This is a genomic window from Janibacter melonis, from assembly GCF_003721155.3.
Taxonomy (GTDB): domain Bacteria; phylum Actinomycetota; class Actinomycetes; order Actinomycetales; family Dermatophilaceae; genus Marihabitans; species Marihabitans melonis.
This window is the reverse complement of sequence record NZ_CP044548.2, coordinates 423,073-441,628: the sequence shown is the minus strand read 5'-3', so window position 1 is coordinate 441,628 and position 18,556 is coordinate 423,073. Positions and strand designations below refer to the sequence as shown.

Annotated in this window: 16 protein-coding genes; 8 read left to right on the top strand and 8 right to left on the bottom strand. The window is 73.2% G+C overall.

All coding sequences use genetic code 11. The features are described 5' to 3' along the window. Nucleotides 1-74: 74 nt before the first annotated feature. Nucleotides 75-1,055, bottom strand: coding sequence for a DNA polymerase III subunit delta (gene holA, locus EEW87_RS02125; protein ID WP_240341632.1), 981 nt, complete (start codon nucleotides 1,053-1,055; stop codon nucleotides 75-77). After that, on the bottom strand, nucleotides 1,052-3,208 hold the full coding sequence (locus EEW87_RS02120; RefSeq protein WP_123091510.1) for an ATP-dependent DNA helicase: 2,157 nt from the start codon (nucleotides 3,206-3,208) through the stop codon (nucleotides 1,052-1,054). Before EEW87_RS02120 ends, holA begins: the two co-directional genes overlap by 4 nt. On the opposite strand from EEW87_RS02120, the gene EEW87_RS02115 reads away from it, so the two are divergent. After that, nucleotides 3,195-3,710 carry a GNAT family N-acetyltransferase gene (locus EEW87_RS02115; protein ID WP_318825903.1) on the top strand — a complete coding sequence of 172 codons (516 nt, stop codon included), beginning with the start codon at nucleotides 3,195-3,197 and terminating at the stop codon, nucleotides 3,708-3,710. The genes EEW87_RS02120 and EEW87_RS02115 overlap by 14 nt on opposite strands. 3 nt (nucleotides 3,711-3,713) lie before the next feature. Here EEW87_RS02115 and EEW87_RS02110 read toward each other — a convergent pair whose 3' ends face one another. From EEW87_RS02110 to EEW87_RS02100, 3 genes are read right to left on the bottom strand one after another with little or no spacing between them, the layout of a single operon-like run. Further along, a complete protein-coding gene (locus EEW87_RS02110; protein ID WP_123090854.1) occupies nucleotides 3,714-4,523 on the bottom strand; it encodes an SDR family oxidoreductase in 810 nt (269 codons plus the stop codon). After that, the gene (locus EEW87_RS02105) at nucleotides 4,520-5,881 is read right to left on the bottom strand and encodes a uracil-xanthine permease family protein (protein ID WP_123090855.1); all 1,362 of its coding nucleotides are present in this window, start codon (nucleotides 5,879-5,881) and stop codon (nucleotides 4,520-4,522) included. Before EEW87_RS02105 ends, EEW87_RS02110 begins: the two co-directional genes overlap by 4 nt. Nucleotides 5,882-5,892: 11 nt before the next feature. Then, complete coding sequence (locus tag EEW87_RS02100; protein WP_123090856.1) at nucleotides 5,893-6,915, bottom strand: GNAT family N-acetyltransferase; 1,023 nt, start codon at nucleotides 6,913-6,915, stop codon at nucleotides 5,893-5,895. A 167-nt stretch (nucleotides 6,916-7,082) separates the two neighbouring features. Between EEW87_RS02100 and EEW87_RS02095 the strand changes: the two genes are divergently transcribed. The 4 genes from EEW87_RS02095 to EEW87_RS02080 all read left to right on the top strand — a co-directional run bounded on the left by EEW87_RS02095 (nucleotide 7,083) and on the right by EEW87_RS02080 (nucleotide 12,345). Then, entirely contained in the window at nucleotides 7,083-9,692 is a 2,610-nt protein-coding gene (locus EEW87_RS02095; RefSeq protein ID WP_123090857.1) for a DEAD/DEAH box helicase, read from the top strand. A gap of 74 nt (nucleotides 9,693-9,766) precedes the next feature. Beyond that, nucleotides 9,767-11,275, top strand: a complete 1,509-nt coding sequence (locus tag EEW87_RS17200; RefSeq protein WP_123090858.1) for an ABC transporter substrate-binding protein/permease — start codon at nucleotides 9,767-9,769, stop codon at nucleotides 11,273-11,275. Beyond that, nucleotides 11,262-12,065: an amino acid ABC transporter ATP-binding protein gene (locus tag EEW87_RS02085; RefSeq protein ID WP_123090859.1), complete on the top strand. Its 804-nt coding sequence runs from the start codon at nucleotides 11,262-11,264 to the stop codon at nucleotides 12,063-12,065. Before EEW87_RS17200 ends, EEW87_RS02085 begins: the two co-directional genes overlap by 14 nt. A 4-nt stretch (nucleotides 12,066-12,069) precedes the next feature. Further along, the gene (locus tag EEW87_RS02080) at nucleotides 12,070-12,345 is read left to right on the top strand and encodes a DUF4031 domain-containing protein (RefSeq protein ID WP_068273982.1); all 276 of its coding nucleotides are present in this window, start codon (nucleotides 12,070-12,072) and stop codon (nucleotides 12,343-12,345) included. Here the strand turns inward: EEW87_RS02080 and EEW87_RS02075 are convergent. Next, a complete protein-coding gene (locus tag EEW87_RS02075; RefSeq protein WP_123090860.1) occupies nucleotides 12,311-12,961 on the bottom strand; it encodes an HD domain-containing protein in 651 nt (216 codons plus the stop codon). The genes EEW87_RS02080 and EEW87_RS02075 overlap by 35 nt on opposite strands. Before the next feature lie 112 nt (nucleotides 12,962-13,073). Between EEW87_RS02075 and EEW87_RS02070 the strand changes: the two genes are divergently transcribed. The 3 genes from EEW87_RS02070 to EEW87_RS02060 all read left to right on the top strand — a co-directional run bounded on the left by EEW87_RS02070 (nucleotide 13,074) and on the right by EEW87_RS02060 (nucleotide 16,484). Continuing rightward, entirely contained in the window at nucleotides 13,074-14,306 is a 1,233-nt protein-coding gene (locus EEW87_RS02070; RefSeq protein WP_123090861.1) for a hypothetical protein, read from the top strand. 94 nt (nucleotides 14,307-14,400) lie between these two features. Continuing rightward, nucleotides 14,401-15,909 carry a purine-cytosine permease family protein gene (locus tag EEW87_RS02065; protein WP_123090862.1) on the top strand — a complete coding sequence of 503 codons (1,509 nt, stop codon included), beginning with the start codon at nucleotides 14,401-14,403 and terminating at the stop codon, nucleotides 15,907-15,909. After that, nucleotides 15,906-16,484, top strand: coding sequence for a cysteine hydrolase family protein (locus tag EEW87_RS02060; RefSeq protein ID WP_240341631.1), 579 nt, complete (start codon nucleotides 15,906-15,908; stop codon nucleotides 16,482-16,484). The genes EEW87_RS02065 and EEW87_RS02060 overlap by 4 nt, the downstream gene beginning before the upstream one ends. A 27-nt stretch (nucleotides 16,485-16,511) precedes the next feature. Here EEW87_RS02060 and EEW87_RS02055 read toward each other — a convergent pair whose 3' ends face one another. Then, nucleotides 16,512-16,895 carry a hypothetical protein gene (locus EEW87_RS02055; protein ID WP_123090863.1) on the bottom strand — a complete coding sequence of 128 codons (384 nt, stop codon included), beginning with the start codon at nucleotides 16,893-16,895 and terminating at the stop codon, nucleotides 16,512-16,514. A 1-nt stretch (nucleotide 16,896) separates the two neighbouring features. Then, complete coding sequence (gene hflX, locus EEW87_RS02050) at nucleotides 16,897-18,366, bottom strand: GTPase HflX (protein WP_123090864.1); 1,470 nt, start codon at nucleotides 18,364-18,366, stop codon at nucleotides 16,897-16,899. Nucleotides 18,367-18,556 lie beyond the last annotated feature (190 nt).

Genomic DNA, 18,556 nt, shown 5'->3' with positions numbered 1-18,556 from the left:
GCGTTGCGCGCACGACCGCAGCGCGCACGCAAGGATCGACGATATCAGCGGGCGGTCGTGCCGGGCAAAACCGGTCAGCCGGACTCGTGCTCGCGCACGACGGTGAGCACCGCGTGCTCGACGGCGTAGACCGGGTCGCGCCCCCCGCCCTTGACCTCCTCGTCGGCCGCGGCGACGGCCTGGATGGCCCGCCCGAGGGCCGGCCCCGACCACCCGCGCAGCGCGCGGCGGGCCTTGTCGACCTGCCACGGGGCCATGCCGAGGTCACGGGCGAGGTCGGCCGACCGGCCGCGCCCCGCTCCCCCGACCTTGGCCAGCTGGCGCAGCTGGCCGGCGAGGACGGCGACGATCGGGACCGGGTCGACCCCGACGGCCACGGCATGACGCAGCAGCCGCAGCGCCTCACCGGCCTCGCCGGTCACGGCCGCGTCGGCCACGCGGAAGCCCGTGGCCTCGACCTTGCCCCCGTGGTAGCGGTCGACGACGTCGTGGTCGACGACACCGGTCGTGTCGTCGACGAGCTGGGTGCACGCCGAGGCGAGCTCGCGCAGGTCCTTGCCCACGGCCTCGACAAGGGCCTGGACGGCGTCCGGGGCGATCTTGCGCCGGGCCCGGCGGAACTCGCCGGTGACGAAGTCGGCCTTGTCGCGGTCGGACTTGATCGCGGGGCACTCGACGACGCGCGCGCGCGACTTCTTCATCGTGTCGAGGACCTTCTTGCCCCGGTTGCCCGAGGAGTGCAGCACGACGAGCGTCACGTCCTCGGCCGGGTGCTCGAGGTAGGCCAGGACGTCCTGCTGCAGCGCGTCGGAGGCCTCGTGCAGCCCGCGCACGACGATGGCCTTGTCCTCGCCGAAGAGCGACGGGCTCGCGTGCATCGCGAGCGCGCCCGCCTCGTAGCCGGCGGTCTCGACGGCCACGAGCTCGATCTCCGGGGAGGCGACGCGCAGGTCGGCGAGCACCTGGTCGACGGCGCGCTCGGCGAGCAGCTCCTCGGGGCCCGTGACGAGCACGAGGGGCGGGACGCCGGAGCGGACGTCGACGAGATCGGTCACCGGGACACCTTCGCACCGGGGGCCGACACCGGTCGCGGGTGCTCCGCCCCGTCCTCGTCCCGGCTGGCGGCGACGGCTCCCTCGACGACGGCGCCGGTCAGGCCGCGTCGGGCGGGGTCGGCGACGGCCACCGGGGGCGGTGCGGTCTCGTCGAGGCGGCGCAGGGCGCCGAGCACGAGGGACTTGTCGGTCGTGGGCCAGAAGGGCGGCAGCGAGCGCTGCAGGAAGCCGGCGTAGCGCGCCTTGACCATGCGGTTGTCGAGGAAGGCGACGACCCCGCGGTCGTCGGAGCGCCGCACGAGCCGACCCGCGCCCTGCGAGAGCCGCAGCGCGGCGTGGGTCGCCGACACCGCCATGAAGCCGTTGCCGCCGCGCCGCCCGATCTCCTCGGTGCGCGCGGATGACAGCGGGTCGTCGGGCCGCGGGAAGGGGATGCGGTCGATGAGCACGAGCTGGCAGCTCGAGCCGGGCACGTCGACGCCCTGCCAGAGCGTGAGCGTGCCGAAGAGGCAGGTCGTCGGCTCGGCGGCGAACTGCCGCACGAGCGTGGTGATCTGGTCCTCGCCCTGGCAGAGCACCTCCATCTCGCCGCCCAGCCGCTCGCGCATCGCCTCGGCGGCCTCGCGGGCGGCGCGCATCGAGGAGAAGAGACCGAGGGTGCGCCCGCCGGCCGCCCGCACGAGCTCTTCGATCTCGTCGAGGGTCTGCGGGGCGAGCCCGTCACGACCGGGCGCGGGCAGGTGCTCGGCGACGTAGGCGATCGCCTGCTCGGGGTAGGCGAAGGGGGACCCGACGTCCAGGCCGCGCCACGGCGGTGCGCCGTCCCCGCGCAGCCCGAGGGTGCCGGCGACCGCGTCGAAGGTGCCGCCGAGCTCGAGGGTCGCCGACGTGAGCACGACCGTGCGGTCGGTGCGGTTGCCGTCCTCGTCGGTCGAGTCGTCCTCGAAGACCTTGTCCCGGACGAGCATCGCCACGCTCATCGGCGCGACCCGCAGGACGGGACCGCGCCGGGGGTCCTTGCTCACCCACAGCACGTCGAGCTCGCGCTCCTCGAGCACACGGCCCGCGGTGTCGAAGAGGTCCTCCATCGCGGCCATGGCGATCTGCCGGCCCCCGTCGACCTCGGCGCCCTTCTCCGGCTTGAGCTCGGTGAGCAGGGTGCGGGTGACCTCGCGCAGCCGCGAGACCGTGAGCGCCAGCGCGTCGGGCATGCCCCCGCGCAGCCGGCCCTCCGGCACGTCCTCGAGCTGGGCCTCGAGCGCCACCGCGAGGTCGTCGAGCTCCTCGGTGGACTGGACGAGGCGCCCGGCACGCTTGCTCGCGCCGCGGACCGCGCCCGGGGTGATGTCGTCGGTGATCGTCGAGGTGACGCGGTCGACGAGCTCGTGGGCCTCGTCGACGACGAGCACGTCGTGCGGCGGCAGCAGGTGGCGCCCCTCGAAGGCGTCGATGGCCATGAAGGAGTGGTTGGTGACCACGACGTCGACCTCCTTGGCCGCCGTGCGCGAGCGCTCGACGAAGCAGTCGCCGAACTCCGGGCACTTGCTGCCGAGGCACTCGTCCGCGCTCACCGACACCTGCCGCCAGGCCCGCTCCGAGACACCGGGCACGAGCTCATCACGGTCACCGGACTCGGTCTGCTCGGCCCACTCGCGCAGCCGCACGACCTCCTGGCCGAGCCGGCCGGCCGCCGCGTCGACCTCGCCGACGTCGAGGAGCCCGTCCTCGTCGTCGGGGAAGCCGCCGACGAGCTTGTGCTGGCAGACGTAGTTGCGGCGGCCCTTGACGAGGGCGTACGTCGGGCGCCGGCCGAGCGGCCCGGTGAGCGCGTCGGCGAGCCGGGGCATGTCGCGGTCGACGATCTGCGCCTGCAGGGCGAGGGTCGCGGTCGCGACGACCGCGGGCCGCCCGCTGCGCATCGCGTGGGCGATCGCGGGCACGAGGTAGGCCAGCGACTTGCCGGTGCCGGTGCCGGCCTGGACGAGCAGGTGCTCGCCCGTCGTCACCGCCCGCTCGACGGCCTGGGCCATCTCGACCTGACCTGGGCGGGTGCTGCCGCCGACCCCGTCGACGGCGGCGTTGAGCAGGTCGGTCAGGGAGGGCACCGGCCCTAGGTTAGCGCTCGATATCCTCGCCGCCGTGACGATCCACATCCGCACCGCCACCGCGCAGGACTGGCCCCAGATCTGGCCGGTCGTCGCCGAGGTCGTGCAGGCCGGCGAGACCTACGCCTACCCCCTCGACCTCACGAGCGAGCAGGCCCAGCAGCTGTGGCTCGAGGCCCCGCCCGGCGAGAGCGTCGTGGCCCTCGACGACGACGGGTCGGTGCTCGGCACGGCGAAGATGGGCCCGAACCGGCCCGGCCACGGCGACCACGTGGGCACGGCGTCCTTCATGGTCGCGAGCAGCGCGCGGGGTCTGGGGGTCGGCCGGGCGCTCGGCGAGCACGTCGTCGCGTGGCACCGCGAGCGCGGCTTCCACGCGATCCAGTTCAACGCCGTCGTGGAGACCAACGCTGCGGCGGTCGCGCTGTGGCGCTCGCTGGGCTTCGAGGTCGTCGGGACCGTGCCGGAGGCCTTCCGCCACCCGACGCACGGTCTCGTCGGGCTGCACGTCATGCACCTCCCCCTTCGCACCGGTCGTGCGCAGGGCTGAGCCTCAGACGGCTCCCGGCTTCTGCATGAGCCCGCCGTCGGCGAAGATCGTCGTCGCGGTGATGTAGCTGGCCGAGTCGGAGGCGACGAAGCAGGCGAGCTTGCCCATCTGCTGCGGGGTGCCGATGTAGCCCAGCGGGATCGCCGCGCGCAGGGCGTCCTGCTCGGCCGGGTCGTCGTCGGCGTTGATGGGGGTGACGATCGCGCCCGGAGCGATGCTCACCATCCGGATGCCGTGCTCGCCGAGCTCGACGCCCGCGGTGCGGGTGAGCATGCGCATCCCGCCCTTGCTCACGCAGTACGTGAGGTCGCTCGGCATCGGCCAGTCCTCGTGGGTGCTCGAGGTGTTGATGATGACCCCGCCGCCGCCCTGCTCGACGAAGCGCTCCGCGGCGACCTTCGCGCCGAAGACCGCGCCGCGCAGGTTGATCGCGAGCTGCTTGTCGAAGCCCTCCTCGGTGAGGGTGAGCAGCGTCTCCTTCAGCTCGATGCCGGCGTTGCTCACCCACACGTCGACCCGCCCGAAGGCGTCGACCGCCGCGTCGCGCAGCCGCTCGAGGTCGGCGACCGAGGAGACGTCGGCCTCGACCGCGACGGCCCGCTCGGGCCCGCCGAGCTCGTCGACCATCGCGTGCGCGTGGTCGGCGTCGCTCACGTAGTCGATGACGACCCGCGCGCCCTGGGCGCTGGCCTCGCGCACGATGCCCTCGCCGATCCCGGAGTTCCCTCCCGTGACGACGACCACCCGGTCCTCGAGGGGCCGGGGCGAGGCCCCGGCGGGCAGGTCGGGTGCGGTCGGGGGCTGCTCGGTCATGCAGGCAGCGTAGGACCGTCCGCCCGGTCGTGGTCGGCTGCGCGAAGGGGGATGAGCGGGTCGGCGACCGCGCCCGTCACCGAGTTGAGGGCCCGCAGTCCGTGGAAGCCGACGAGGGCGGCGATCGTGCCGAGCGCGATGCCGGCGAGCTGGACGTCGCCGATGCTCCACGTGAAGTCGGCGATGCCGATGATGAGCGCGACGGCACCGGTCATGAGGTTGATCGGGTTGCCGAGGTCGACGCGGTTCTCGATCCAGATCTTCACGCCGAGCAGGCCGATCATCCCGTAGAGGGCGGTCGCGGCCCCGCCGAGGACGCCGGACGGGACGGTGTTGATGAGCTCGCCGAACTTCGGGCTCATCGAGAGGAGCACGGCGGTGACGGCCGCGACCCAGTACGCCGCCGTGGAGTAGACGCGGGTCGCCGCCATGACGCCGATGTTCTCCGCGTAGGTCGTCGTGCCGGAGCCTCCGCCGGAGCCGGCGAGGGTGGTCGCGAGACCGTCGGCGATGAGCGCCCGACCCATGTAGGGGTCGAGGTCGTCACCGGTCATCGCCGCGACGGAGCGGACGTGCCCGACGTTCTCGGCGACGAGGACGAGGACGACGGGGACGAAAAGACCGAGGACGGAGATGTCGAAGGTCGGTGCGGTGAGGTCCGGCAGGCCGAGCCAGTCGGCCTCGCCGACCTTGGTGAAGCTCAGCTCGCCGCGGATCGCGGCGGTGGCGTAGCCGGCGGCGACGCCGCCGAGGATCGCCAGGCGCGAGATCATCCCCTTCGTCGCGACGCTGAGCACGACGATGACGACGAGGGTCACGACGCCGGTGACCGGGGAGACGACGAAGTTGGCCTTCGCGGCGGGGGCGAGGTTGAGGCCGATGAGGGCGACGATCGCGCCGGTGACCATCGGGGGCATGAGCGCCCGGAGCCAGCGGTCGCCGGAGAGCTGCACCGCCAGGCCGACGAGCGCGAGCGCGATGCCGGCCATGACGACGCCGCCGAGGGCGGTCGGGATGTCGTGGCTCGCCGTGGCCGCGCCGATCGGGGCGATGAAGGCGAAGGAGCTGCCCAGATAGCTCGGCACCCGGCCGCGGGTGATGAGGAGGAAGAGCATCGTGCCGACGCCGGAGAAGAGCAGCGTGGTCGCCGGCGACAGGCCGGTGAGCAGCGGCACGAGGAAGGTCGCGCCGAACATCGCGACGACGTGCTGCATGCCCAGCCCGATCGTCAGGTCCCAGGACAGACGCTCGCGAGGGCGGACGACCTCGCCGGGGGCGACCCTGCGGCCGTCGCCGTGGAGGGTCCAGCCGCGCTGGGTGTCGTCGAGGTCCGGGGGCGTCGGTGCGGGTGCGCTCACGGACCGCAAGGCTATCGCCGCTCGGGCTCCTCCTGCGCACCTGTCTGGTCCGGGGCGGGCGTCTCGGCCAGGCGACGCCACAGCAGCACGGAGTCGCGGTCGTCGCCGGGCGCGACGCGGATCACCCCGGGCTGGCGGCCGACCTCGGTGTAGCCGACCTTCGCGTAGAACTGGCCGAGCCCGACGCCGTCCCGGTAGTCGAGGGTGAGGATCTCGACCCCTTCGTCCCTCGCGGCCCGGTGCACCCCGGCCATGAGATGCCGGCCGAGGCTGGCGCCGCGGCGCTGCGGGTCGACCATGACGCTCTCGACGCTGCGGATGTGGGCCTGGAGGGGGGTGGTCGGGGTGCGCAGGAAGGCGGCACCGACGAGGTCGCCCGCCGGGGTCATCAGGCCCACCCCGCGCAGGTGGCCGGAGGCCAGGCCGTCCTCGCGGCGCTCGACCTCGGCCTCGACGTCCTCGCGCGGTGCCCCGGCGACGAAGCCGACCGCTCCCCCGGCGTCGTTGACCCGCACCCAGAGGTCGACGAGGCTGCGCCGGGCTCGGGGCGGCAGGGTCGTGAAGGTGCGCACGTAGGGGCTCTCGAGGACCTGCCACCGCGTGCCGCGTGCCTCGTGGTCGTCCTCGGGGACGTGGACCAGGCCCGAGGACTCGGCGACCGCGCGGGTCGTCGGGTCGTCCTCGGCGACACGGAGGCGAAGGGGGACGTCGGGCAGCCACTCGATCGCGTCGGCGACCGCGAGGCGCAGCGCGGCCCGGGCGCGACCGTCGGCCGCGACGGCCGGGGTGGAGCGCACCGTGAGCGCGATGTCGTCCTCGCGGGGGCGCACCCCGACGAAGCCGACCGGCTCGTCCTCGACCGCGACGACCCAGCTGCCGAAGCCGTCGCGCTCCCAGCGCCGGACCCAGCCCGCGACGACGTCGTGCGAGCGGTCGACGTCACCGACGAGCTGCCCGAGCGCGTCCGCGTCCTCGGCCCGCGGCGGCCGCAGGGCGAGTCCCACCCCGGCGATGGTCGTCGGCCGCGTCGTCATCGCCCCATCCTGTCCCACCCCGCCCCTGCATGCTGTGAGGCCACGCGGCCCGTGGTCTCGAGGCTCCTTCATCGCACCTCGACCACCAACGACCCCTTCGTCGCACCTCGACCGCCACGGAGCACCGCACGACCGGGGCACCTCGGGCGGGCTGCGAGGATGGGTCGGTGAGCCAGCCCCAGACCCTCGACGTGCGTACCGGCTCGACCCCCGACGAGGTCTTCGACGCGCTGGAGCGGTGGGCGGCGGGGCGCGGGATCACGCTCTACCCCCACCAGGAGGAGGCAGCGCTCGCGCTGCTCGCCGACGAGCACGTCGTCATCTCGACCCCGACCGGGTCGGGCAAGTCGCTCGTCGCGACCGCCGCCATCGCCCACGCCCTCTCGCAGGACAAGGTCGCCTTCTACACCGCGCCGATCAAGGCGCTCGTCAGCGAGAAGTTCTTCGACCTCTGCGCGACCTTCGGGGCGCAGGACGTCGGCATGCTCACCGGCGACGCGTCGGTCAACCCCGACGCCCCGATCATCGTGTGCACGGCCGAGGTGCTCGCCAACATGGCGCTGCGCGAGGGCCGGGCCGCCGACGTCGGCCTCGTCGTCATGGACGAGTTCCACTACTACTCCGAGCCCGAGCGCGGCTGGGCCTGGCAGGTCCCGCTGCTCACCCTCGTCGACGCGCAGATGCTCCTCATGTCGGCGACCCTCGGCGACACCTCACGCTTCGTCGAGGACCTCGAGGCGCGCACCGGCCGCGACGTCACCGTCGTCTCGGACGCGCCCCGCCCGGTGCCGCTCACCTTCACCTGGTCGACGACCCCGCTGCAGGACACCATCGAGGACCTCGTCGAGTGGGACCGCGTGCCGGTCTACGTCGTGCACCAGACCCAGGCCAACGCCGCCGAGCACGCGCGCACCCTCTCGTCGACGAAGCTGCTCACCCCCGCCGAGCGCGACGCCGTCGCGGCCGAGATCGCCGGCTTCCGCTTCTCCGCCGGCTTCGGGCGCACCCTCTCGGCACTGCTGCGCAAGGGCATCGGCGTGCACCACGCCGGGATGCTCCCGCGCTACCGCCGGCTCGTCGAGCGGCTCGCCCAGCAGGGCAAGCTCAAGGTCATCTGCGGGACCGACACCCTCGGCGTCGGCATCAACGTGCCGATCCGCACCGTCCTCTTCACCTCGCTGACGAAGTTCGACGGGCGTCGCCACCGGGTGCTCCGCGTCCGCGAGTTCCTCCAGGTCGCCGGTCGCGCCGGTCGCGCCGGCTACGACACGCAGGGCTTCGTCGTCGTCCAGGCCCCCGAGCACACGATCGAGAACGAGCGCCTCGTCGCCAAGGCCGGCGACGACCCGAAGAAGCTGAAGAAGATCCAGCGCAAGAAGCCCCCGGAGGGCTTCGTCGTGTGGACCGAGGACACCTTCACCAAGCTGACGACCGCCCCGGCCGAGCCGCTGGCCAGCCGCATGCGAGTGGAGAACTCGACGATCCTCAACGTCGTCGCCCGGCCCGGCGACCCCGTCGCCGCACTGTCGGCCCTCACCCGAGACAACCACGAGGACCCGCGCGGCCAGGCCCGCCTGGCCAAGCGAGCGATCCGCCTCGGCCGATCCCTGCTCGACTCCGGCGTCCTCGTGCGCCTCGACGAGCCCGACGACAGCGGGCGCACCGTCGCCCTCACCCTCGACCTGCCGAGCGACTTCGCGCTCAACCAGCCGCTCGCCCCCTTCGCCCTGGCCGTCCTCGAGCTGCTCGACCGCGACGCCGACACCTACGCCCTCGACGTCGTCTCCGTCGTCGAGGCGGTCCTCGACGCCCCCCGACCGCTCCTGCTCGCCCAGCAGCACGCCGCCCGCGGCGAGGCCCTGGCCGAGATGAAGGCCGACGGCGTCGAGTACGAGGAGCGGATGGCGCGCCTCGACGAGATCACCTGGCCCGAGCCGCTCGCCGAGCTCCTCCGCCCGGCCTACGAGGAGTACCTCGTCGCCCACCCGTGGCTGCCCGTCGACGGTCTCGTGCCGTGCAGCATCGTGCGGCACATGTGGGAGGACGGCATGTCCTTCAGCGACCTCGTGCGCCGCTACGACCTCGCACCGCGCGAAGGCCTGCTGCTGCGCTACCTCTCCGATGCCTACCGCACGATGGCGCACACCGTGCCGGCCGAGCACCGCAGCGAGGCGCTCGAGGAGATCATCTCCTGGCTCGGCGAGACCATCCGCCAGACCGACTCCTCCCTCCTCGACGAGTGGGAGGCGCTGGCTCATCCCGACGCCCACCTCGCCGAGGTCGTCTCGCACCACGACGCGGGCGACCTGCGCCCGCCGTCGCGCCCGATCAGCGCGCAGCCCCACGCCTTCACCCCCATGGTCCGGGGCGCGATGTGGCAGCGGGTCGCTCGCGCGGCCCGCGACGACGTCGACGGGCTCGCCGCGATCGAGCACGCCGCCGCGGCCCTCGCCGACGACGGGCGCTCCGCGGTGATGACGCGCGACGCCTGGGACGAGGCGCTCGGCGAGTACTGGCAGGAGCACGACGAGATCGCGACCGATGCCGACGCCCGTGGGCCGCACCGCATCTCGACCGAGGACGTCGTGGCGCCGGCACCCGGCATGCCCGACGAGGGCGACGAGGCGATCGCCGACGTGCGGGTCCGCCGGGTGCGTCAGGTGCTCGCCGACCCCGCGGGTGACGGCGACTGGGTGGTCGAGGCCGAGGTCGACCTCGACGCGTCCGACCGCGTCGGCGAGGCCGTCGTCCTCGCGACGGCGATGCGGCGGCTCTGAGACCCCGGGGGCACCGCGCCGAGGCCTGGACGCCGCGAGGGCGCCCACCGGGTCACCGACCTAGGCTGTGGGGCATGCCCGTCACCACGCCGCGCCCTGCGCCCGGCCCGCTCGCAGCCCGGCTGCGGGTGCTCGCCGCGCTCCTGCTCGCGCTGCTCCCCGCCCTCGCGCTCGCGGCACCCGCCGGGGCGCAGACGGGCGCCGAGCAGGGTCCGACCGCTCGCCAGATGGCGCAGCAGGCCGAGATCCCCGACCCCCTCCGTGTCGGGACCGAAGGGGTGTACGCCCCCTTCTCGATCCGCAAGGGCGATGAGTTCACCGGCTTCGACATCGAGGTCATGGACGCCGTCGCGGAGCGGCTCGGCGTCGAGGTCGAGTACGTCCCGACCCAGTGGGACTCGATGTTCGCCGCCCTGGACGCGGGTCGCTTCGACGTCGTCGCCAACCAGGTCACCTCCAACCCGGAGCGAGAGCAGCTCTACGACCTCTCCGACCCCTACGTCGAGACCGGCGGGGTCCTCGTCGTCGCCGAGGACAACCCGGAGGGCATCGAGTCCCTGGAGGACCTGCGGGGCAAGCGCTCTGCGCAGAACATCACGAGCAGCTGGGCCGAGGTCGCGGAGGAGTACGGCGCGAAGGTCGTCGGCGTCGACGGCATGACGGAGGCGATGGCCAGCCTCAAGGAGGGCCGGGTCGACGCCCTCGTCAACGACAAGCTCGCCGTGCGCAACTACATCGCGACCAACCCCGACCCGGGTGTGAAGATCGTCGCCGAGACCGAGGAGAAGTCCGAGTCGGTCTTCGCGGCGAAGAAGGGCTCCGGCTACATGCCGGCGATCGACAAGGCGCTCGCCGAGATGGAGGACGACGGCACCACCCAGGCGATCTACGACACGTACTTCGCTGCGGATGTCCAGGCGCCCACGTGGTGGGAGCTGGTGAAGGAGAACGCCTGGCCCATCGCGTGGAAGGGCATCTCGGTGACCATCCCGCTCACCGCGCTCTCCTTCACGCTCGGCCTGGCGATCGCGTTGCTCGCAGCCGTCGGCCGGATGTCTCAGGCCGCCGTCCCGAGGGCCGTGGCCCGCTCGTACATCTCGATCATCCGCGGGACGCCCCTCCTGGTCCAGCTCTACCTCATCTTCTTCGCGCTCCCCCAGATCGGGATCGACCTCAACCCCTTCCCCGCTGCCGTCATCGCGCTGTCGCTCAACGTCGGCGGCTACGCGGCGGAGGTGATCCGCTCGGCGGTCGAGTCGATCCCCCGAGGTCAGTGGGAGGCCGCCCGGACCATCGGCATGAGCCAGCGGACCGCGCTACGGCGGATCATCCTGCCGCAGGCCGCCCGCACCGCGGTCCCACCCCTGTCGAACACCTTGATCTCGCTCATCAAGGACACCTCGCTGACGTCGATCATCCTCGTCGTCGAGATGGTGCGGCAGGCGCAGTTCGCCGCTGCCCCGACCTTCCAGTTCATGGCGATGTACGGTCTGGCCGCCTTCTACTTCTGGGTGATCTGCCTCGTCGTCTCCTTCGTCCAGGACCGCACCGAGGAGAGGCTGAGCCGCTATGTCGCCCACTGAGCACCCCACCACCCCCGTGCTCGCCGCACAGGGAGTGCGCAAGAGCTTCGGCGAGAAGGAGGTGCTGCGCGACATCTCCTTCGAGGTCGGTGCGGGCACCGTCACCGTCGTCCTCGGCCCGTCCGGGTCCGGCAAGACGACTCTCCTGCGCGCCCTCGGCGGGCTGGAGACCCCCGACGCCGGGGTCATCACCATCGGCGACAGCACGGTGGACTTCGCCGAGCTCACCCCCAACCGGCGCGGACGGCTCCCCCGCGCCCAGCGGGAGCAGGCCGACCGGCTCGCCTCGCACACGGGGTTCGTCTTCCAGGGGCACGACCTCTTCGCTCACAAGACCGCGATCGACAACGTCGTGGAGGGCCCGGTCGTCGTCCAGGGCGAGGACCCGGCGGGTGCCCGCGAGCGCGGCATGGCCCTGCTCGAGCAGGTCGGGCTCACCGAGCACGCCGACAAGTACCCCTACCAGCTCTCCGGCGGTCAGCAGCAGCGCGTCGGCATCGCCCGGGCGCTCGCCCTTCGGCCCGAGGTGGTCCTCTTCGACGAGCCGACCTCGGCGCTCGACCCCGAGACGGTCGGCGAGGTGCTCGCGGTGATGCGCGACCTCGCGCAGCAGAGCTGGACGATGGTCGTCGTCAGCCACGAGATCCGCTTCGCGCGAGAGGTGGCCGACGACGTCCTCTTCATCGACGGCGGGGTCGTCGTCGAGCGGGGCGCGCCCGAGCAGGTGATCCTCGCGCCGCGCGAGGCCCGCACCCAGGCCTTCCTCAAGCGCATCCTCGAGCCGATCTGAGCCGATGATCCTCGTCGACCCGCCGACCTGGCCGGGCTGGGACACGGTGTGGAGCCATCTCGTCTCCGACACCTCGTTGGCCGAGCTCCACGCCTTCGCCGAGGGCGTCGGCCTGCCGAGACGGCTCTTCGACGAGGACCACTACGACGTCCCGCGCAGCCGCTACGCCGAGGTCGTCGCCGCCGGGGCCCACGAGGTGAGCGGTCGCGAGCTCATCGTCGCGCTGCGCACCTCCGGGCTGCGGGTCACCGCCGCTCAGCGCCGCCCGCACCGCCGCTGAGCCGGTCGAGCTCACGGCGCAGGTTGGTCCGCGCCGCGTCGGTCCAGCGCTCGTGGGCGAGCGGCGTCGCGTAGAGCCGCGGACGGGTGGCGAAGGGGGCGAGGACAGCCGTCCTCCCCCGCGCGAAGTCCTCAGCCGGGACGTGGGCGTACTCGTCGCGGACCTGGGCGCAGTACTCGTCGAAGCGCTGCGGCGGGGCTGACAGCACCCACAGATCGGCGTCGTGGAGCACCGCCTCGGGCCCGGGCGTCCCCGGCAGGTCGTGCTCGAGCGTGGCCCGCACGAGCCCGGCGACCGCCCCGGCAGCGCTCGGGTCGCACCCGGCCGTGGCCAGCTCGCGCTCGGCGAGGACGGCGCTCGCCTCCTCGTTGGCCCCTGACGCCGCGACGGGGTCGTAGACGGCGTCGTGGTACCACGCGGCGAGCACGACGAGCGCATGATCGCGCGGGTCGAGATCACCGCCGAGCAGGTCGACGGCGGTGAGCACCTCGGCGAGGTGACGGCCGTCGTGGTAGCCGCGCTGGGGCTCGGAGTAGCGGTCGAGCACGGACGTCGCCATGTCCCCCGGGGCGCCCCCGAGCCGAGTCACCGCGTCGTCGTACGAGCTCTTCTCCACCGCGTCATCCTCGCAGCCCGGGGGTCCCGGACCGCCGGGCGTCGGTGCACCGGGCTAGCCTTTAGATGCCCCCTTCGCCCGCCCGCCCTGCCGTCCGCAGACCTGGAGGACCATGCCGACCACCCGCCGCCGCGCCGTCGCGCTCGCCGCGCTCTGCGGCGCTCTCGCGGCCGGCTGCCAGGGCGGTCAGCGCGAGGACGGGGGCACCACCTCGGCCGGCTCGACGAGCCCCGAGGAGCCGGTGCCCTCGCAGACGCGCTCCCCCGCCCCGGAGCAGACCTACCGGCCGGTCCGCTTCGACGACGGGCCGGTCTTCAACGAGCCCCTCGCCGACGACGTGACGGCCGCCCAGCTGCAGCGCCTCGTCGACGAGGAGCGCGTGCCGGTCGCCCCCACGCACGGGGGCGCCTTCGAGACGATGACGAACTCCCTGCGCGCCCTCGACGAGGCCCCCGACGTCATGATCTTCGGCGACTCGATGACCCAGCAGGGCATCGACCCGCAGGTCCTCGGCGAGCAGCTCGCCGAGCGCACCGGGTCGCCGGTGAGCGTCTTCAACGCGGCGAGCAGCCGCGCGCGGTGGGGTGTCAACCGCATGGTCGCGCGCTACGCCCGGTCCGTCGACCGGCTGCCGCGGGTGGCCGTGCTCAGCATCTCGACCCGGGCCGCGGAGGACGACGGCTTCTACACGAGCACGGTGCAGCGCACGCCCTTCTCGCACGTCGTCGAGGGGTGCGAGCGCCCGAGCAGCCCCGTGTGGGACGCCGCGGAGCGCGCGGACTGCGAGGCCGACCGCACCGACCTGCGGCACCGCTTCGCGCTCGGCGGCGGGCAGGTGCGCCGCGCCCTCGAGGGCAGACCGCTCCAGACCACCCTGCAGATCGCGCCGGGCTCGCGGCTGCGGGCCGACGGCATGATCGAGCACCCGTCGATGACCCGGGCGGAGGTCGAGCAGCGCTCTCGCACCCGGCTGGCCGAGCGGGGCTTCCCCGGCTTCCCGACGATCCTCCAGAGCTCGATCGACGAGTACACCGAGCTCGTCGACCTGCTCGAGGCCGAAGGGGTCACCGCCATCTCGACCGAGATCCCCTACAGCCCGGCCCACCAGGCGGGCCTGGAGCGGATCGGGCGCGACTACGACGCGAAGCGGCAGAAGGCCGCGGCCCGGCTCGCCCGCGAGGGCGGGACGCAGCACTTCCCCGTCGCCTCCTACGGCGACTGGTGGGGCGACGGCTCGAGCCGCGACGAGATCCACCTCGCCCCCCAGGGCGCCGCCGACTTCACCGAGCAGCTCGTCGACGACACCCCGGGCCTCGCCGACGCGATCGAGGCCCGGCTGCGCTGAGCCGTCTGCCGTGCCCGGGCGTGACGGCGCGCACGCCCGTGCCGCTCGCGTCGTGGTGCGCCCCGGCGGGGCGCGAATGTGGGACATTGCGAGCATGACCAGCACCCCGGTGAGCGACACGGACGGCTCGCGGATCGACGCCGTGCGGCGACGCGGCGTCGAGACCACAGGCATCGAGATCATCGCCGAGTCCGAGCGCACCGCCCGGCCCCGCGACCTCTTCTGGCCGTGGTTCGCGGCCAACGTCAGCGTCTTCGGCATCTCCTACGCCGCCTTCGTCCTCGGCTTCGGCATCTCCTTCGTCCAGGCGGTCGTCGTCACCGTCCTCGGCGTCGTCATCTCCTTCGCGCTGTGCGGCGTCATCGCGCTCGCCGGCAAGCGCGGGTCAGCACCGACGATGGTGCTCTCGCGGGCCGCCTTCGGCGTCACCGGGCAGAAGGTGCCCGGCGTCATCAGCTGGCTGACCTCGATCGGCTGGGAGACCTTCCTCGCGATCCTCGCCACGCTCGCGACGGCGACGATCTTCGAGCGGCTCGGCTGGGGCGGTGGCACCGGGACGAAGGTCGTCGCCGCGGTCGTCGTCGCCGGGCTCGTCGTCGCCGCCTCGGTCGCGGGCTACCACGTCATCATGCGGATGCAGTCGGTGCTCACGTGGGTCACCGGGGCCATCACCGTCCTCTACGTCGTCATGACGGTGCAGCACGTCGACTGGGGCGCGGTCACCTCGCTGCCGTCCGGGTCGATCGGCGCGATGACGGGAGCCCTCGTCATGGTGATGACGGGCTTCGGCCTGGGCTGGATCAACATCGCCGCCGACTGGTCGCGCTACCAGCGCCGTGATGCATCGGGCGCCGCGATCGTCGGGTGGAACACCCTCGGCGGCGCGATCGCCCCGGCCCTGCTCGTCTGCTACGGCCTGGCGCTCGCCGGCTCGGACGAGGCGGTGCTCACCGGCATCGGCGGCGACCCGATCGGCACGCTGGCGACCCTCCTGCCGACGTGGGTGCTCGTGCCCTTCCTCGTCGCGGCGGTGCTCGCGCTCGTCTCGGGGGCCGTCCTCGGCATCTACAGCTCTGGCCTGACGCTGCTCTCCCTCGGGGTGCGCATCCCCCGGCCGGCGGCGGCCGCGGTCGACGGGGTCATCCTCACCATCGGCACCTTCTACGTCGTCTTCGTCGCCGAGAGCTTCATCAACCCCTTCCAGTCCTTCCTCATCACCCTCGGGGTGCCGCTCGCGAGCTGGGCGGGGATCATGATCGCCGACATCGCCCTGCGCCGGCGCGACTACGACGAGGAGGCGCTCTTCGACCCGCGCGGCCGGTACGGCGCGTGGGACTGGACCTCGATCGCGACGATGGTCGTCGCGTCCGTCCTCGGCTGGGGCCTCGTCGTCAACTCCTTCGCCGCGGACGCGAGCTGGAACAACTGGCAGGGCTACCTGCTCGAGCCGCTCGGCCTCGGCACGTGGGACGCGGCCGGGGGCTTCTGGGAGGGCACCTTCGCCTACGCCAACCTCGGCGTCCTGCTCGCGCTCGTCCTGTCCTTCCTCGTCACCCTCGTCGCCCGGCGCGGCACGGTCGCGCGGCAGGAGGGACGGGCGTGACCTCCGCCCCGCTGCCGGACCTCTCGGGGGCCTGGCTCCTCGTCGTCGACCCGCAACGCATCTTCGCCGACCCCGAGTCGCAGTGGGGCTCGCTGATGTTCGGCGACATCATCGCGCCGGTGCACCACCTCGCCGAGCGGCTCGGGCCGCAGCGCACGGTCGTCACCCGCTGGGTGCCCGGACGCTCGCGGGTGGGGTCGTGGGCCGACTACTTCGAGGCCTGGCCCTTCGCCGACCGCCCCGACGACGACCCGATGTTCGCCCTCGTCGGCCAGGCCGAGGAGATCTCGGCGCACCCGACGGTCGACGTGCCGACCTTCGGCAAGTGGGGCGAGGACCTCGTCGACGTCGTCGGCCCGACACCGACCCTGCTCGTCACCGGGGTCTCGACGGACTGCTGCGTCGTCTCGACGGTGCTCGCCGCCGCCGACGCGGGTGCGCGCGTCGTCGTCGTCACCGACGGCTGCGCCGGCTCGAGCCGCGAGCACCACACGGCGGCGCTGCACGTCATGGGTCTCTACCCGCCGCAGGTCGTCCTGGCCACCTCGGCCGAGGTCCTCACCGCGCTGGGCTGACTCCCCCTTCGCCCCCGAGGGGACGGCTCAGCCGCGCCCGCCGCGGCTCTCGGGCACGCTCACCGCGACGGCGACGCTGCTCATCACCCACAAGGTGATGCCGGAGGTCCCGCCGAGCACGAAGAGGGCCGGGCCGAGCCCGGCCCCGACGAGCGCGGCGACCGCGCCGATGACGGACAGGCCGAGCACGACGAGCGCGCGGCGCACGACGGTGCGGCTGAGGTGGCCCTGCGGGCCGCCCAGGCGCAGCGCGTTGGCGACGAGGAAGACGCCGATGCCCACGCCGACGACCGCCCACACCGTGCGGCTCTCGACCGAGCCGCCGGCGAGCGCGAGCAGCCACACCAGTGACCCCGCGACGGCGAGGACGACCCCACCCCGGCGGCCGCCGAGGTCCTCGAGCGCGCGCACGTCAGGCGGTCTTCGCCGCGAAGGGGGCGAGCTCGGCGGCGAGGTCACCCATGACCTTCGCGCGGACCCGGGTGCCCTCGGCGAGGTGGTCCTCGCCGAGGATGTCGGCCTCCTCGTAGATCCGCGAGACGAGGTCGCCGCGGTCGTAGGGCAGGACGACGTCGACCTCGATGTCGGGCTGGGGCAGCTCGACGCTGATGAGCTCGCGCAGCGCGTCGACGCCCAGGCCCGTACGGGCCGAGACGGCGATGGAGTGACGCTCGTGGCGCAGCAGCCGGTCGACGACCTCAGGGTCGGCGAGGTCGGCCTTGTTGATGACGACGACCTCCTTGACGTCGGTCGCGTCGACGTCGGCGAGCACCGCGCGGACCGCGCTGATCTGACCCTCGGGGTCGGGGTGGCTGCCGTCGACGACGTGGAGGAGCAGGTCGGCGTCGGCGACCTCCTCGAGCGTGCTGCGGAAGGCCTCGACGAGCTGGTGGGGCAGCGCCCGCACGAAGCCGACGGTGTCGGCGAGGGTGAAGTCGCGGCCCTCGGGGGTCTCGGCGCGGCGCACCGTCGTGTCCAGCGTGGCGAAGAGCTGGTTGTCGACGAGGACGCCGGCGTGGGTGAGCCGGTTGAGCAGGGTCGACTTGCCGGCGTTGGTGTACCCGGCGATGACGACGGCGGGCACGCCGTGGGCGTCGCGGGCCCCGCGGCGGGTGTCGCGGTGGGTCTTCATCGACGACAGCTCGCGGCGCAGCTTGGCGATGCGCGAGTTGATCCGGCGGCGGTCGAGCTCGATCTTCGTCTCACCCGGTCCGCGCGAGCCCATGCCCTGGCCGCCGGCGGCCTGGCCACCGGCTTGGCGGGACATCGACTCACCCCAGCCGCGCAGACGCGGCAGGAGGTACTGCAGCTGGGCGAGCTCGACCTGGGCCTTGCCCTCCTTGGACTTCGCGTGCTGGGCGAAGATGTCGAGGATGAGGGCGGTGCGGTCGATGACCTTGACCTTCACGACGTCCTCGAGGGCACGACGCTGGCTCGGGGCGAGCTCGGTGTCGCACACGACGGTGTCGGCGCCCTCGGCGATGACGATGTCGCGCAGCTCGAGGGCCTTGCCGGACCCGAGATAGGTGCCCGGGTCGGGGCGCTGGCGGCGCTGCAGGACGCCGGCGAGGACCTCGGAGCCGGCGGTCTCGGCGAGCGCGGCGAGCTCGCGCATGGAGTTCTCGGCGTCCTGGGCGGTGCCCTCGGACCACACGGCGGCGAGCACGACGCGCTCGAGCCGCAGCTGGCGGTACTCGACCTCGGTGATGTCCTCGAGCTCGGTGGAGAGCCCGGAGACGCGGCGCAGCGCGGTGCGCTCCTCGCGGTCGAGCTGGTCCCCGTCGAAGCGGTCTGCGTCGTCGAAGAAGCCGTCGTCGTCGGCCAGGGCGCTCGCCCTGCGGGCCAGGATGTCGTCGGTCGCGGTGCTACGTGGTTCGGTCATGTTCTCCTCAGGGTCTCACCTCAGAACGCCCCGGGGCCACCGAATACTCCCGTCCGCACGATGGGCGGCCGTGGCGCCTCCCCCTTCGCCTCCGGCTACCCCTCCGTATGTGTGGTGATCACGACCACTACGGCGTGGTAGGTGGGTGTCGAGCGGGGTCGGCAGGTGGGTCGGCGGGGCGAAGGGGGCG

What these genes read in the sequence shown, in the direction of transcription:
- EEW87_RS02110 (WP_123090854.1), bottom strand. Translation starts at nt 4,523, where the DNA reads ATGACCGAGCAGCCCCCGACCGCACCCGACCTGCCCGCCGGGGCCTCG.
- EEW87_RS02100 (WP_123090856.1), bottom strand. Translation starts at nt 6,915, where the DNA reads ATGACGACGCGGCCGACGACCATCGCCGGGGTGGGACTCGCCCTGCGG.
- EEW87_RS02120 (WP_123091510.1), bottom strand. Translation starts at nt 3,208, where the DNA reads ATGTGGATCGTCACGGCGGCGAGGATATCGAGCGCTAACCTAGGGCCG.
- EEW87_RS02080 (WP_068273982.1), top strand. Translation starts at nt 12,070, where the DNA reads ATGATCCTCGTCGACCCGCCGACCTGGCCGGGCTGGGACACGGTGTGG.
- EEW87_RS02065 (WP_123090862.1), top strand. Translation starts at nt 14,401, where the DNA reads ATGACCAGCACCCCGGTGAGCGACACGGACGGCTCGCGGATCGACGCC.
- EEW87_RS17200 (WP_123090858.1), top strand. Translation starts at nt 9,767, where the DNA reads ATGCCCGTCACCACGCCGCGCCCTGCGCCCGGCCCGCTCGCAGCCCGG.
- hflX (WP_123090864.1), bottom strand. Translation starts at nt 18,366, where the DNA reads ATGACCGAACCACGTAGCACCGCGACCGACGACATCCTGGCCCGCAGG.
- EEW87_RS02070 (WP_123090861.1), top strand. Translation starts at nt 13,074, where the DNA reads ATGCCGACCACCCGCCGCCGCGCCGTCGCGCTCGCCGCGCTCTGCGGC.
- EEW87_RS02085 (WP_123090859.1), top strand. Translation starts at nt 11,262, where the DNA reads ATGTCGCCCACTGAGCACCCCACCACCCCCGTGCTCGCCGCACAGGGA.